Origin of the sequence: Tumebacillus permanentifrigoris (genome assembly GCF_003148565.1) — a bacterium.
In the GTDB taxonomy this organism is placed as follows: Bacteria; Bacillota; Bacilli; order Tumebacillales; family Tumebacillaceae; genus Tumebacillus; species Tumebacillus permanentifrigoris.
In genome coordinates, this window is record NZ_QGGL01000015.1 from 1 (window position 1) to 14634 (window position 14634).

Consider the following 14634-nt stretch of genomic DNA (forward strand, 5'->3'; position numbering starts at 1 on the left):
CGCGAAGCCCCCCTCAAGATAAGACTTCCCACACGGTCAACGTGGTAAGACCCCCAGTAGAAGACTGGGTTGATAGGCTGGGTGTGTACGTGCCGCGAGGCATTGAGCTGACCAGTACTAATAGGTCGAGGGCTTATCCTACGCAATACAACGTTTTGAACTCACAAAGTTGCTTTCCAGTACATAAAAAAGCCCCTCATTCTTAAGAATGAGGGGCTTTTTTTATCCGATGCTGTCGACCATGTTCTGGAAGTGCTGCCGGCTGAGCACGACGGAGTTCTGGATGACGTTCTCCGGGTCGTGGCGGAAGACCACCAATTCGACAACGCTGAAAAATTCTTGGTTGAGTTTCTTGATTCCTTGCCAAGAGTTCTGGCTGTCGTTGATTTCCTTTTCCATTTCCAAGTACCCCATGGTGAGGAACAGGTCGGTCACTTGGTTGAAGTTTTTGCTCTGCATCGAGCTCTCCACCTTTTTGACTGCCTTATGCGTTGAGGGATTGCGACTGCGTTTTGGACTGCAGCGCCCGGAAGCGGTAGTACAGCCACAGACGCCAGACAAAGGTGTAGACGATCAGCACTGCGATGTAGTACGAGAGCATGAGTTCGATGTCCGGGAAGTGGTTCGGGAACAAGATCGGATGGTGTTGGAACACATAGGTCCGAACTTCATACCGAATATACGGGAAGCCAAGCAAGAAGATGTAGAACAGAATGTTCGGTTTGAATTGAATCTTGCCTTCACTGTTGAGCATATAGTTGGAGGTCAAAATGTACGGTATCGCAAGCAAGGCACCGTACAAGAATACGTAGCCGATCTGGTCCATTTCGCCACGGCGAATCCACAGCGAGATGATCCACGGCAGCGGCAAAGCCATCAGGATATCCCCGAACAGCAGGCGCAGGCCGTTGCCTTTTACCGGGCGTCTGGTTTCCAAGAATTGCTTTAATGTCATCCAGATGATGATGGCCCAAACACCATAACCAATCAGATCCCAATCATGTTGTGTCATATCGACATCATTCTCCATCCGTAATTTTGTGTTTACGGTTTCATTGTATCGAGCGGTGTTGGATTGTTCATCTGTCTTCTCTCATGTTTTTACATCTCCGCTCGGGTGTAAAAAGTCATGGCTGTGCCTCGTTTTTGTTTGTTACAATAGAAAGAAAAAGCGAAAAAGGAGGTGTCGGTATGCGTATATTGATCGTAGAAGATGATCGACCACTGCTCGGGGCGATCGAGCAAGTGTTCGCAGAGGAGTCCTATGCGGTGGATACGGCGGAGCACGGGGATGATGGTCTGTTGCTGGCCGAACAGGGCATTCATGACTTGATCGTGCTCGACATCATGTTGCCGGGCACTTCCGGGCTCACCATCGTCCAACATCTTCGCAAACGCGGAATCGTCATCCCAATCCTGCTGCTGACCGCCCGTGACAGCGTGGAGGATCGTGTGCGCGGACTCGATGCCGGAGCGGACGATTATCTGGTCAAGCCGTTTGCCGTCGCTGAATTGCTCGCCCGCGCCCGGGCGCTGTTGCGACGCAAGGGTGCGGTCAACCCGGATGGCGAGATCTCCTACGGAACGCTCTCGATCCGCCCGAAACTCCGCGATGGCTTTGTGGACAATCAAGCGTTGAAACTGACGGCCAAGGAATACAAGTTGCTCGAATATCTGCTCGTGAACCGGGAACAGATCCTGACGCGCGAGCAGATTTTCGACCGCGTATGGGGATTTGACGTGGAGACGAACACCTCTGTCGTCGACGTCTACCTGCATTACCTGCGCAAAAAACTCGCCGCCCACGGCTGCGACCATTTGATTCAAACGGTGCGCGGTGTCGGCTGCATGCTAAAGGGGCCGAGCTGATGTTTCAAAAAATTCGTGTGCAACTGGTGACGTTGAACGCAGCTGTGTTGCTCATCCTGCTCCTCGTCAGCGGCATGGCGCTGTACCTGTTCCTCGAACACCGCTTGCTGGAGCGGGTCGACGACGGGCTTCGTGACATGCAACTCGTGGCGGTGCAACAGATGCCCGACCGGCTGGTGGTCCGTCCAAACGGCCGCACCCTCGACATGCCGATGGTGACGATCGTCTATGACAACCAAGGCGGTGTGGTCCAGCAAGCCCCCGACTCCCAATTCGTGAACGGAGATCTAGAGGCCTTGCGCGATCTGAAAATTTCTGATGTGCCGCAATCGATCAAGCTCGACGGGCACAGCTACCGCGTGCTGACCGCGCTGGCACCGTCAGTACAAGTGACGCAGGCGAATCCGTTTTTTCCAGCGGGATTGGATGTGACAAATGTACAGCGGACTCTGCAGGTGGTCCGCAACATCGATGCGGAGGAGGATGTGCTCAGCACGTTGCTCGTCGTGATCGTGACTGGAACGCTGCTCGGGGCGGCGCTGACTGTCGGGGCTGGATTTTTTCTCGCAGGGCGGGCATTGGTGCCGATCCGCCAGGCGTGGGAGCGCCAGCAGCAGTTCGTGGCAGATGCCTCCCATGAGTTGCGCACCCCGCTCGCCGTGGTGCAGTCGCACTCCGAATTGATGCTGCGCCACCCGACAGAGACGGTACAAGAGCAGAGCCGCAATGTCGCGGTGGTGTTAAAGGAAACCAAGCGGATGACCAAGTTGGTCTCCGATCTGTTGACGTTGGCCCGCACCGATTCGAACCAACTGTTGATCGAGGGCAGAGCCCTGCGCTTGGACGAGGTGGTGCGCGACGTGACGGAGGATTACCGGCTGATGGCTGAATTGCAGGAGATGGAGTTGCACACGCAGATTCACGGCCACTTGGAGCTGATCGGCGACGAGAACCGGATTCGGCAGTTGCTGGTGATTCTGCTCGACAACGCACTGAAGTACACGATGGAGGGCGGTTCGATCGAGGTCATCTGCCGCCAGATCGGTCCTGCTCTCGAACTGAAAGTCAGCGACACAGGCATCGGCATCGCGCCTGATGACCTCCCGCGGATTTTTGACCGTTTTTACCGCGGGGACAAAGCCCGCACGCGTGCAGAGGGCGGCTCTGGATTGGGCCTCTCGATTGCGCAATGGATCGTGGAAGCCCACCACGGCAAGATCCGCGCCGAGAGCACGTTACACCGTGGCACAACCGTCACCGTCAGTCTGCCTACCAAGTCGTGACCTTGAAAAAAGGAGCCGACCCACGTGGAGTCGACTCCTCTTTTCCTATAAAATAGTACCTACTGGTAGAATAGTACCTACTGGACTTTCGCTCCGAAGGACTTCGCAAACTGGACGGCTTGCTCCAGATCGATCTTGGTCCCGCGCAAATCAAGTGTGCGCATGTCCACACCGTCCAAGGTAGCACCGCGCAGGTCGGCCCCAGCCAGTTTGACGTTGGTCAGTGTGGCGCGGCTCAGATCGGCCCCGCGCAGATCGGTTTTTTCCAGATTGCATTGAAAAAGGTCTGCTTCCGTCAGTCGCAGCCCGTTTAACTTCTGGCCGCGCAAGTCTTGCAGGCGCAGATTGGTGAACGACCAATCGCCGCCGTTGATCGACAGCCCGCCGATGTTGCTTTTGATAAAGGTTGAACCGGTCATCTTGCACGCGGTAAACCTCGTGACAAATAAATTGGCTTCATCAAACTTGCAGTTCAAAAACGCGCTGTTCGTATGTTCCGACGCGTTCAGTTGCGCATCCACGAAGTCACACTCGGAAAAGACACAGCCCTGTGTGACGAGTTCCTTCAGGTCTGCACCACGAAACGAACATGCGACAAAGCGACAGTCCCGCCACTCTTGGTGTGCGAAACCCTCATGGTTGAAACTCTCTCCTGTAAATTCCTGTCCACTCCACATCAGAAACGAACGCTCCTCTCCACATCCTTATCCAGTGTAACCGACTTCATATGTACAAGGCTACTTCCCTGACAAGTTGAAGGCATGGAAGTAACCATGTTATGATCAGGGTAAATCGTCATAAATTAGACTTATGAAACGGAGGATTCCCGTTGACTTTTATACCGGAAATGTCACAGATGCCGGAGCTGATCTCGCAAGCCGCGACAATTTTATTGGTGCGCCAACATACCTCGCGCGATCGGCTCGAAGTATATATGACAAAACGTCCGACGACGATGCGTTTTTTGGCGCGCCATTATGTGTTTCCCGGCGGGAAGATGGATGCGGAGGATGAAGATCCCCGCTATTTGACACGCTCGATGCCGTTGACCACCGCATGCAACCCGGACAGCCTACCGCTCTCCTACTGGGTGTGCGCCTTGCGCGAAGCCTTTGAAGAAGTGGGGATCTTGCTCGCTCGCAATGCAGCAGGCGAATTGATCGACTCGCAGCACTACCGTTCGCAGCGCGCCGAATTGCTCGCCGGTCGACTTCGCCTGATCGACCTCTTGGAAGCGGAACAACTGGTGCTCGCCACCGACTTGATGCGCTACTTCGGGCATCGCCTGACCCCGCGCCACGTCTCGAAAAAGCGCTTTGATACGCGCTATTTCCTGACGATCCTGCCCGCAGGCCAGACGCCAGAGCCGCATCCTGGCGAAGTGGAGGAGGATGGTTGGTACGATGTGACGACCGCTCTAGAAGGTGTCGCTCGTGGTGATATGGAGATGGTGCCGCCTACGCTCGATTCCTTGCGCGTGATCGGCCGCTTCCAGAGCGCGGAGGAATTGTGGCATTCGGTGGAAGGCGTGGGGACGCCGACACCGGAGGAACTAGCTTAAACAAAGGGGGGAAGAGGGATGGATCTGATTGACGGCACCTACCAGTCACCGCTCGTCGTCCTGTCGATCCTCATCGCGATCATCGCCTCCTACACCGCGTTGGATCTCGGCAGCCGAGTGGCTGCCACCACTGGCAGGACAAGGCGGATCTGGCTGACGGGCGGTGCGATTGCGATGGGCACGGGCGTTTGGTCGATGCACTTCGTCGCGATGCTCGCGTTTGAGATGCCGATGACGGTGCGCTATAGCTTGTGGTATGTTCTGCTCTCCATACTTCCGGCGATCCTTGCGTTTGGGATCGCGCTGTATCTGATCGGCCGCGATACGTTGAGCCCCGGTTCGCTGATTACAGGGGGCTTGTTCATGGGAGCGGGCATCGTCGCCATGCACTACACGGGCATGGATGCGATGCAGATGCAGGCGATGATCTCCTATGATCCGCTGCGGGTTACGCTCTCGGTCATGATCGCTGTGGGGGCGTCATGGGCCGCGTTATTGCTGCTGTTTCGTCTGCGTCGTGACACGACAGATGGGCGGCTGTGGAGTCGCAAGATCGGCAGCGCCGTGGTGATGGGTTTTGCGATCTCTGGCATGCACTTTACCGGCATGTCTGCTGCGAACTTTACGCCGATGGAGATGCACCAGACCTATGGACAGACTTCGCTGAATACGAGTTTTCTCGCCTACGGAATCGGTCTGGGAACGCTGATCATCCTCGGCTGTGTCATCGTCAGCGCCATCGTCGACAGGAGGCTAACGTTCCAATCCTCCAAGTTGGAACTCAGCGAATCGCGCTACAAGTCGTTATTTGAGCACAACCCGGACGCGATTTTCACCATCGATTTGCAAGGCTACTTCGTCGAGGTCAATCCGGCGGCGGAGAAACTGCTCGGGTATCGCGCCGAAGAGCTGATGCAGATGATGTACTTCCCTTTTCTCGACGATGGAGAGCGGGAGAGCACGAAGTTGCATGCTCAGCAAGTGCGCTTGGGCAAGTCGTTGATGTTTGAAATCACGCTGCTCTGTCGCACGCGGCGCGTGTTAGCTGAGGTCACGTCGGTGCCGATCTACGTCGATTCCAAAGTCTCTGGCGTCTACATCATCGCTCAGGATATCACGGAACGCCGTGAACATGAACAGGCGATCAACTACATGGCCTACCACGATGACTTGACCGGACTGCCGAACCGCCGTCTCTATATGAAGACTTTGCAAGACGCAGTCGAGGCCGCCCGCCTGCAGAATCGAAGGATCGCGACGATGCTGTTGGACATGGATCGTTTCAAAAACTACAACGATTCGCTCGGCCACTCATTTGGAGACAACTTGCTGCGCGCCGTCGGGGATCGTCTGCTGGAAGCAGTGCCAGAGGGGGCGCTGGTGTCGCGCATGAGCGGGGATGAGTTCACGGTGCTGTACCCGGACATCGAAGGGGTGAAACAGGCGGAGGCAGCCGCACAGACCCTGTTGCAGGCGGTCGCCACACCGATCCACATCGATGGGTATGACATTCGGATGGCAACCTCGATCGGGATCGCGATCTACCCGGACAACGGGCGGAGCGTCACCGATCTGATGCGCAATGCTGACATTGCCATGTATCGGGCGAAGGAGAGCGGCAACAGCTACCGACTGTTCGATCCGCAGATGGACAGCGAGGCCTTTGACAAGATGGCGATGGAACACGACCTGCGCAAAGCGTTGGAGCGCGGTGAATTCATCGTCTACTACCAGCCCTACGTCGACTTCCGCACGCGCCGAATCGTCGGGGCAGAGGCGTTGATTCGCTGGCAACATCCAGAGCGCGGCTTGGTGCCGCCGTTGCAGTTCATCCCCTTTGCCGAAGAGACGGGCTTGATCGTGCCGATCGGGGATTGGGTGTTGCGGACGGCGTGCGCGCAAGGCAAGCAGTGGCAGGAGCAAGGCTTTCCCCTGCGCATCGGCGTCAACCTCTCCAGCCGCCAATTCCAGCAGGAGGATCTCGTCGAGATGGTGCAAGCAGCGTTGCAAGAGACGGGCTTGGAGCCTGAACATCTGGAATTGGAGATCACAGAGAGCATGACGATGGACGTCGAACGTTCCAACGAGATGCTGACCAAGCTGAAGCAACTCGGCGTGCGGATCGGGATGGATGACTTCGGCACGGGGTACAGTTCGCTGAGCTATCTGCAGAAGTTCCCGCTCGATCGGCTGAAAATCGACCAATCCTTCGTCCGTGACACGCATATGTTGACACACGAATCGGCGATCGTCCCGACGATCATCTCGATGGCGCACAACCTCAAGCTACACGTCACCGCAGAGGGCGTCGAGACCCCGGAGCAGTTCGCGTTCCTCGACGCGCAACTGTGCGACGAAGCCCAAGGCTACCTGTTTAGCCAACCGGTCCCCGCCGAGCAATTTTCGAAATTGCTGGAGGAACGGATGACGCATGGAGAGCCACAGCGGTAAGCCAACGAGAGAAGCCCGACATGCGCAGGAGCATGTCGGGCTTTTTTGACCGGAAAAAAGGACGGTTCCGCGCAAGTGCGGAACCGTCCTCTTTTCGCTAGACGGCGCGGTAGGTGCCCTGTTCGTCGCGGACCCGTCGATCCTCGATCAGCTTGATCACGATGCCTTGGATCGTGCGCTCCGCCACCCACATCACGCTCGGGTGGACGCTGCCTCGGTAGACGGCTTCGACCAGCTCCGCTTCTGTGCGCGGGCGATCCTGCAGGAGCGCGTAGACTTGCTCCTCGCGCTCCAGACGGCGAGAGATGAAAAAGTCGATTTTCGCCTCGACATCGGCGATCATCTCCCCATGTCCAGGTGCGATCCATTGCGCTCGGAAGGTCTTCAGGCGGCGCAGGGTGTCGAGGTAGACGCGCAGGTCGCCATCGGGTGGGCCGATCCAAGTTGTGCCCACACCGACCACGTTGTCGGCGGTGAACAGCACGCTGTCCTCAGGCAACCAGAAATTCAAGCATCCATGCGTGTGACCTGGCGCGTGCAACACGTGCAACGCCAAGTTCCCGACGTGTACGATATCTCCCTCGGACAGCGTCCCCGTCACTTTGACTGGGGCGATTTCCTGCTCCACGAGCTGAACTTCCAGCGGGTGCGCATAGACCGGGCAGTCGAAGTGCTTGGCGAAAAACGTCGCGCCCGGCGAGTGGTCATGGTGGTAGTGCGTCATCAAAATCGCTTCCACTTGCGGCGACCCAATGCTTTCGAGATACTCGACCACCAGCAGGTGGGTTTGTTCGTGTTGAAAACCTGCGTCGATCAAAACGGCCTTGCCCGCGTGGACAACCAGATACACGTTGGTGGTCGTAGCGGGGAATAGCGTCGGCGTGGTGACCGGGAGCTGATGAACGTGCGGGGTGACCTGCATGAGTCGTGTCCTCCATTCTAACTTTTGTACATTTTTAGTATAACCGTTGTTTACAAAGCTGGAAAAATATCTTATAATTCTGACATAGGCATTCGTGGGGAATGCAGATAAGGGAAAAAGCTGTGAGCTGTGCGGTTTGGGGAAATCGTACAGGCACCAAATTTCAAACGCAAACGTCAGGGGGCCTCTCGAAGAGTGAGCCTCTTTCGTTTATGATAAGATCAGACTGGAAAGGAGATGGTAAGCGTGAAAATCTACACCAAATCGGGCGACAAGGGTGAAACTTCCCTGATCTACGGCCATCGCATCCCGAAGGACGCGGTGCGCGTGGAGACATATGGTACGATCGACGAAGCGAACTCGATGATCGGGCTCGGCGTTGCCTATCTGCGTGATGTGCCTTTCCGCACGGAGGATCTGCAAAAGCAACTGCTGGTCATCCAGCGCGACCTGTTCGACCTCGGGCGCGACCTCGCGACTCCGGTGGAGAAAGTGCAGGAGAAGGGCTACTATGTCGGAGCCAAGCATGTCGAGCAAGTGGAGCAATTCATCGACGGATTCGACGCGGAAGTGCCGCAGTTGACCCGCTTCATCCTGCCCGGCGGGCACAAAGCTGCCGCAGCCTTGCAGACGGCCCGCACGATCACGCGTCGAGCTGAGCGCATCGCGGTCTCGCTGTCAAAGGCCGAACCGGTCAACCCGGAGGTCCAACGCTACCTGAACCGCCTCTCCGACTATCTGTTCGTCGTCGCCCGTGCGATCAACCACCGTGCTGGGACGCATGAACCGGAAGTCGATTTCACCTTCTAGGAGTGATCGTCTGTTGAACAACGCTTGGTTACGAGAGATCGATGCCTACCTGATCGACCTCGATGGCACGCTGTACCGAGGCAATGAAGTGATCGAGGACGCTCCGGCGTTTGTCGAATGGTTACAGGCGTCGGGCAAATCCTACTTATACGTCACCAACAACTCCTCGCGCACCCCGGAGCAAGTGGCGGAACATCTGCAGCACTTGGGCATCAAGGCAGAGGCGGAACATGTCTTCACGTCGAGCCAAGTGGCGGCGGAATACATCAAGACGGACGGTCGCACAGGCAAGCGCGTGTTTCCTGTCGGTGAGATCGGTCTGTATACGGCCTTGCGCGATGCAGGCTGTCAAGTGGTCGAGGAAGGCCCTGCTGATTATGTCGTGCAGGGCATCGACCGGGAGTTTTCGTATGAGAAGTTGAAAAAAGCTTCGTTGTTGATACAAGGCGGCGCCGTGTTTATCTCGACCAACGTGGACAAAGCCCTGCCGACCGAAGAGGGCTTGCTGCCCGGCTCTGGCTCGCTTGCAGCGGCGATTCGCACCGCTTCGGGCACGGAACCGCTGGTGATGGGCAAGCCGGCGGCTCGGATGATCGATTTTGCTGTCGAGCGGCTCGGCGTTAGCAAGGAGCGCTCCGTGGTCGTCGGTGACAATTTGGAAACCGACATCCTCGCTGGCGTACAGGCGGACGTGCGCACCGTTCTGGTGCTGACCGGCTTTAGCAAGCGCGAACACATCGAGGGCGCGGAGGGTCAACCGACCATCGTGTTGGAGTCCTTGACCGACCTCATGAAATACGCGAAGTAGAACAAGATCCGTTGCGCCTGTGGGCGTGGACGGATCTTTTTTTATAGGACTTCTGAACCAACTTGTGGGCATCCGCCACGGTCGAATCGAGGCTCGCACCCGTCAAATGAGTTCAAGACCGTTTCTTGCCCGCTATTACGATTCTAGGCGAATCTCGTAGAACTAGCTCGGGTCTAGCGTTGTGCTGGTACATATTTCATAGACATCTAGAGTCTTGACCCTATCCAAATCTAGTGGTTATAATACGTCGGTAGCACAAGCCAACACTACATATGGTGTTTGGGACGGGAAGTAGAAAGGGGAGACCCCAGAGTATGAAATGTCCGTATTGTTCACATATGAGTTCTCGCGTGATCGAGTCGCGTTCGACCGATGAAGCGGTGCGCCGTCGTCGGGAGTGTGAGAACCCAGAATGCCAGCGTCGATTTACGACCTATGAAAAAGTCGAGATGGCCCCACTGATGGTGATCAAAAAAGACAAGAAACGCGAGGAGTTCTCCCGTGAGAAACTGCTCCGGGGTCTCCTGCGCGCCTGTGAAAAACGCCCGATCACCGTCGATGAGATCGAGACGTTGGTCGATCTCGTCGAGAAAAAGTTGCGCAGTGATTATGACAAGGAAGTACCGGTCGAGGCGATCGGCGAGCAAGTGATGGACAAGCTGCGCGATCTCGACGGTGTGGCTTATGTGCGATTCGCCAGCGTCTACCGTCAATTCAAAGACGTGGAGACGTTCGCGAAGGAAGTATTGGGATTGCTTACAATCAAGGGGGAACAGTGATGACTCAAGAACTGCAAGCTGGCATACTGCCATTCACATCAGAGGATTATCTCGCGCCGACAGGGGAGCGGATCGTCTCAGACCGCTACCTGCTCAAGGACACCAAAAAGGAAACGCTCGGGGTCGGCAGTATCGTGGTCGCCGTGATTGACAAAAAGCGCGCGTTCCATGAACTGGCGCGCGTCATCGCGCTCGACGATGCGAAACAGCAGGTGCAAGTGGAATTGCGGGATGGGTATCGACTGGATCTCCCTTATGATCAAATAGATGTACTGCAAGAAACCTCGCCGCGTGAGATGTGGGCACGCATCGCTCGTGGAGCGGCAGCGGCGACCCGCGACCCGCAAGTCTGGGAACAGCGTTTCTACGATCTGCAAGCGGGTTGGAAGTACGTGCCGGGCGGTCGAATCAACGCGTCGATGGGCACGGGCATTCAGACGACGTCCTACAATTGCTTCGTGATCCCGAACGTCGGGTCAATGCCGCGCGACTACGCGTTTTCATTTGGCCAGACGCTGGAGATCCAAGCCCGTTCGGGCGGCGTCGGCATGAACCTCTCGCAGGTGCCGCCGCAGGGCAGCCTGACCCCCGTGAAGGACTTGAAACGCTCCGACGTACAGCTCGTCCTCGACGTCTGGCATGGCGACCTCGTGGACTTCCTCCAATCGGACTACAGCCATTCCACCAAAGTGATCCGGGTCACCCGCGAGTTTTTGCGCGCCGTGGAAGAGGATAGCGAATGGACGTTCCAATTCCCGGATACCTCCGCAGAGGGCTACGATGAACTGTGGAACGGCAACCTCACCGAGTGGCGGGAGAGCGGTCGTCCGGTGCGTGAAGGCGAGACCGTGCGAGCGGCAGACTTGTACGAGCAGATCGTCGAGAGTGGCGCGATGGTCGTGCAGGATGTGATCGGTTTGACACTCGTACCGGGAGATAGCCGTGGAACGATCGCCGGAACGCTTGGCGACATGTGGGAAGCGCTGCTCCAAGGCAAGCGCGTTTCCGTGGTGATGTCTTCGTTGCGCCCGCGTTACAGCTACGTGCGCGGCGTCAACGGACGGAGCTCCGGGGCGTACTCATGGGGGAGTCTGTATGACAAAGGCAACGCTGTATTTGCCAATGGTTTCGGGCCGGTAGGTGTCGGTGAGATCATGAGCGTGGGGTGCCAACTCACCCTGCAAGGCGGTTCCCGCCGTGGGGCGCTGATGCTGATCCTCAACGACAAGCATGCCGACATCCGCTCCTTCATCACCTGCAAGCAAGTCGATGGCGTGATCACGGGCGCCAATCTCTCGGTTGGCGTGTCCGAAGAGTTCATGGCGGCACGTGCGGCCGGCGCGAAATGGTCGATCGGCTACCCGGCGTTGGAGCAGATGAGCGAGTTTGATGGAGACTTCCACAAGTGGGAAGCACAAGGCCGTGAACTGGTCGTCGCGGCGACATTCGACGCGGAATCGCTGTGGGATGAGATGATGCAATCCGCGTGGAAATCTGCGGAGCCGGGCGTCGTCTTCCTCGGTCGCTACAACCAGATGTCGAACTCCAACTACTTTAACCCGATCATCGCGACCAATCCGTGTGGGGAGCAAGGTCTGCCGGCGTATGGTATCTGCAACCTCGGAGCTGTCGTCCTGAGCCGTTTTGCCGTTGGGTTCGTCGGGACGGAGGAAAAAGCGACGTTTACCAATCCGGCCCTCCAGCAGCAAATTCGCACGGAACTTGGCAAGCGCTTTGCGGATGCGAGTGCCGAATTCCTGCTCCACCACATCAAGTGGGAAGAACTTGAGACGGCGATTCGCACCGGGCTGCGTTTCCAAGACGCGGTGATCGACGCGACCTACTACCCATTTGAAGAAAACCGCAAGAACCAGCTCGCGGAGCGCCGTGTCGGTCTGGGGATCATGGGCTTGCACGACCTGATGCTGTTCTGTGGCATTCGCTATGGATCGGAAGCGGCGACCTCGCTCAACGATGTCCTGCTCGGGATGATCGCTGAGTGGTGTTACTTGGAGTCTGTGGAACTGGCGAAGGAAAATGGTCCGTTCCCGATGTTCGACGCGGATCTCTACTTGCAGTCTGGTTACATGCAGATCATGGCGCAGGAAAAGCCGCATGTCGTAGCAGCGATCCGTCAGCATGGCGTGCGCAATGTCACGACGATGACGATCGCACCGACAGGCACCACGGGCACGATGGTAGGTTGTTCGACAGGCTGTGAGCCGTATTATGCGTGGAGCTACTACCGCAACTCGCGTCTCGGGATGTTTGAGGAGAACGCGAAGATCGTGGACGACTTTTACCAAGCGCATCCGGGCGTGACCGAATTGCCGGAGTACTTCGTGACGGCGATGGATCTGACCCCGGAGGAGCACGTGATCGTGCAAGCCTCGTTGCAAAAGTGGATCGATTCCTCGATCTCGAAGACCTGCAACGCACCGAATTCCTACACCGTCGAGGACACCAAGCGCCTGTACGACTTGGCGTATGAGTTGGGTTGCAAGGGTGTGACGATCTACCGCGATGGTTCGCGTTCGGAGCAAGTCCTGACGTTGAAGGAAGAGGAGACGCAGGAGGAAGCGGTCCTGTCTGCTGCTGTGGAGCAGGAAGTGGCGGTTGCGTTGAACGTCCTGAACAACAAACCGAATTACAAAAAAGCGCGCCCGGACGTTCTCTACGGCGCGACCTACAAAAAAGACACCCCGCTCGGCTCGGCGTACATCACGATCAACGACGACCCGGATGTTGGCTTGGCAAGAGAAGTGTTCGTCAACATCGGCAAGGCAGGTTCGGATGTCTACGCCTCGAATGTCGCGTTGGGCCGTGCGATCTCGCTGTACCTGTCCGACTCGACCAACCCGGACAAGGAAGCGGTGCTGGTGAAAAACCTCTCCGGCATCGGGGGTTCCAGTTCGGTCGGCTTCGGTGAGCGCCGGATCACGTCTGTGCCAGATGCGATCGCCAAGTCGCTGATCGAGCACAGCGAGAGTTTCCCGCTGCGCCACCTCGACTTCCTGCGGGACAAGGAAACCGCATGTGCGCACGAAGACGGGGAGCAACAAAAGTCCCTGCGCGACTACAACACCGGCAAAGACTTCTGCCCGCAATGTCACCAGCACAGTCTGGTGAGGCAGGGTGGGTGCAATGAGTGTGAGGCTTGTGGGTTTAGTAAGTGTTAGGGCGGGTACTCATGAACTAAGCAAGTTCTTGGAAAAAAGACTGTAGGAGTAAGCTTTAGGGCATATGCACATGCATGTGCCCTTTTTATGTTGTAGGTTACGAGGGTGTAGTTCTGTCGCTGGTAAATCTATTAATCTATGACAGAAATAAGCCATCATAACGTCCTATAGACAGAAGTATTCCCACATAGCGGGCGATTTGTGTTATATAAATGGATGTCGGTTCTGAATAGTGAAGTTACTCGCACGTCTCAGGTTCGACTCTTTTCCTCGAAGCATGATTCAAATCTATTGGATACGATTGCTCGCTTCCTCCCTATGTAGGGCAGCCACTCGTATCTTTCGAAAAACCTTGCACAAGGAGCGTAAAACAAAGTGGAACGATCTGAACATATTTATGTGCGGTCCAATCGCCTGATTTTGAGACAATTTTCACAACAAGATGTTGATTCCTTTTATTTGTACCGTTCGAGTCCTGAAGTGGCTACATTTCAGTCTTGGGAGAATTATCAATATCACGATGCTGAGTTATTTGTTAGAAAGCAATCGAAGTGTGTGCCAGATCAACCTGGTACTTGGTTTCAGTTTGCGATTGCTTTAGTTGAGACGAATCAATTAATTGGAGATTGTGCTCTTCACACACTCTTGGGTGAGCCTCGAATTGTCGAAATTGGCTTCACTCTCGCCGAAGAGCACCAGGGAAATGGATACGCAAGTGAAGCGGTGAGAGCGTTATTGAGTTATGTATTTACTGGTCTTAGAAAACACAAGGTGATAGCTTTTGCGGATGTTCGAAACGAAAAGTCCATCCGCCTACTTGAACGTGTAGGCATGCGGAGAGAAGGACAATTGTTGGAAAACTATATGTCAAAAGGCCAGTGGGTTGACGAGTATCAATATTCATTACTCCAGTCGGAATGGGAGCACAGTGTAAAGAGGGGCTTGTAAACGATATCCTCGATTGTGGGGACA

The 14634-nt window shown here is 56.0% G+C and carries 13 protein-coding genes and 1 rRNA gene; 10 read left to right on the forward strand and 4 right to left on the reverse strand.

Annotation, left to right across the window (positions count from 1 at the left end; all coding sequences use genetic code 11):
- Positions 1 to 141, forward strand: a 23S ribosomal RNA gene (locus tag C7459_RS16090); the annotation flags it as partial.
- An 81-nt stretch (positions 142 to 222) separates the two neighbouring features.
- Here C7459_RS16090 and C7459_RS16095 read toward each other — a convergent pair.
- Both C7459_RS16095 and C7459_RS16100 read right to left on the reverse strand, forming a co-directional pair.
- Complete coding sequence (locus C7459_RS16095; RefSeq protein WP_109690321.1) at positions 223 to 459, reverse strand: hypothetical protein; 237 nt, start codon at positions 457 to 459, stop codon at positions 223 to 225.
- A gap of 25 nt (positions 460 to 484) precedes the next feature.
- Positions 485 to 1012 carry a CcdC protein domain-containing protein gene (locus tag C7459_RS16100; protein ID WP_170119505.1) on the reverse strand — a complete coding sequence of 176 codons (528 nt, stop codon included), beginning with the start codon at positions 1010 to 1012 and terminating at the stop codon, positions 485 to 487.
- A gap of 179 nt (positions 1013 to 1191) precedes the next feature.
- On the opposite strand from C7459_RS16100, the gene C7459_RS16105 reads away from it, so the two are divergent.
- Both C7459_RS16105 and C7459_RS16110 read left to right on the forward strand, forming a co-directional pair.
- Complete coding sequence (locus tag C7459_RS16105) at positions 1192 to 1869, forward strand: response regulator transcription factor (RefSeq protein WP_109690323.1); 678 nt, start codon at positions 1192 to 1194, stop codon at positions 1867 to 1869.
- The gene (locus C7459_RS16110) at positions 1869 to 3152 is read left to right on the forward strand and encodes a sensor histidine kinase (protein ID WP_109690324.1); all 1284 of its coding nucleotides are present in this window, start codon (positions 1869 to 1871) and stop codon (positions 3150 to 3152) included. Before C7459_RS16105 ends, C7459_RS16110 begins: the two co-directional genes overlap by 1 nt.
- Positions 3153 to 3229: 77 nt before the next feature.
- On the opposite strand, the gene C7459_RS16115 is transcribed toward C7459_RS16110, so the two are convergent.
- The gene (locus tag C7459_RS16115) at positions 3230 to 3829 is read right to left on the reverse strand and encodes a pentapeptide repeat-containing protein (protein ID WP_109690325.1); all 600 of its coding nucleotides are present in this window, start codon (positions 3827 to 3829) and stop codon (positions 3230 to 3232) included.
- 152 nt (positions 3830 to 3981) lie between these two features.
- Between C7459_RS16115 and C7459_RS16120 the strand changes: the two genes are divergently transcribed.
- Both C7459_RS16120 and C7459_RS16125 read left to right on the forward strand, forming a co-directional pair.
- A complete protein-coding gene (locus tag C7459_RS16120; protein ID WP_146201024.1) occupies positions 3982 to 4713 on the forward strand; it encodes an NUDIX hydrolase in 732 nt (243 codons plus the stop codon).
- A gap of 18 nt (positions 4714 to 4731) precedes the next feature.
- Positions 4732 to 7164 carry an EAL domain-containing protein gene (locus C7459_RS16125; RefSeq protein ID WP_109690327.1) on the forward strand — a complete coding sequence of 811 codons (2433 nt, stop codon included), beginning with the start codon at positions 4732 to 4734 and terminating at the stop codon, positions 7162 to 7164.
- Between the two features lie 97 nt (positions 7165 to 7261).
- On the opposite strand, the gene C7459_RS16130 is transcribed toward C7459_RS16125, so the two are convergent.
- Positions 7262 to 8086, reverse strand: coding sequence for an MBL fold metallo-hydrolase (locus C7459_RS16130; protein WP_109690328.1), 825 nt, complete (start codon positions 8084 to 8086; stop codon positions 7262 to 7264).
- Between the two features lie 246 nt (positions 8087 to 8332).
- Here C7459_RS16130 and C7459_RS16135 point away from each other — a divergent pair, with 246 nt between their 5' ends.
- From C7459_RS16135 to C7459_RS16155, 5 genes are all read left to right on the forward strand, one after another.
- Positions 8333 to 8896, forward strand: coding sequence for a cob(I)yrinic acid a,c-diamide adenosyltransferase (locus C7459_RS16135; protein WP_109690329.1), 564 nt, complete (start codon positions 8333 to 8335; stop codon positions 8894 to 8896).
- Between the two features lie 13 nt (positions 8897 to 8909).
- Positions 8910 to 9704, forward strand: coding sequence for a TIGR01457 family HAD-type hydrolase (locus C7459_RS16140; protein ID WP_245884585.1), 795 nt, complete (start codon positions 8910 to 8912; stop codon positions 9702 to 9704).
- Between the two features lie 314 nt (positions 9705 to 10018).
- On the forward strand, positions 10019 to 10483 hold the full coding sequence (gene nrdR, locus C7459_RS16145; RefSeq protein ID WP_109690331.1) for a transcriptional regulator NrdR: 465 nt from the start codon (positions 10019 to 10021) through the stop codon (positions 10481 to 10483).
- The gene (locus C7459_RS16150; protein ID WP_109690332.1) at positions 10483 to 13662 is read left to right on the forward strand and encodes an adenosylcobalamin-dependent ribonucleoside-diphosphate reductase; all 3180 of its coding nucleotides are present in this window, start codon (positions 10483 to 10485) and stop codon (positions 13660 to 13662) included. Before nrdR ends, C7459_RS16150 begins: the two co-directional genes overlap by 1 nt.
- A gap of 375 nt (positions 13663 to 14037) precedes the next feature.
- Positions 14038 to 14610, forward strand: coding sequence for a GNAT family N-acetyltransferase (locus tag C7459_RS16155; RefSeq protein ID WP_109690333.1), 573 nt, complete (start codon positions 14038 to 14040; stop codon positions 14608 to 14610).
- Positions 14611 to 14634: the final 24 nt, after the last annotated feature.

Coding starts and splice junctions, on each gene's coding strand:
- C7459_RS16095 (WP_109690321.1), bottom strand. CDS start 459: ATGCAGAGCAAAAACTTCAACCAAGTGACCGACCTGTTCCTCACCATG.
- C7459_RS16100 (WP_170119505.1), bottom strand. CDS start 1,012: ATGACACAACATGATTGGGATCTGATTGGTTATGGTGTTTGGGCCATC.
- C7459_RS16130 (WP_109690328.1), bottom strand. CDS start 8,086: ATGCAGGTCACCCCGCACGTTCATCAGCTCCCGGTCACCACGCCGACG.
- C7459_RS16105 (WP_109690323.1), top strand. CDS start 1,192: ATGCGTATATTGATCGTAGAAGATGATCGACCACTGCTCGGGGCGATC.
- C7459_RS16125 (WP_109690327.1), top strand. CDS start 4,732: ATGGATCTGATTGACGGCACCTACCAGTCACCGCTCGTCGTCCTGTCG.
- nrdR (WP_109690331.1), top strand. CDS start 10,019: ATGAAATGTCCGTATTGTTCACATATGAGTTCTCGCGTGATCGAGTCG.
- C7459_RS16150 (WP_109690332.1), top strand. CDS start 10,483: ATGACTCAAGAACTGCAAGCTGGCATACTGCCATTCACATCAGAGGAT.
- C7459_RS16110 (WP_109690324.1), top strand. CDS start 1,869: ATGTTTCAAAAAATTCGTGTGCAACTGGTGACGTTGAACGCAGCTGTG.
- C7459_RS16115 (WP_109690325.1), bottom strand. CDS start 3,829: ATGTGGAGTGGACAGGAATTTACAGGAGAGAGTTTCAACCATGAGGGT.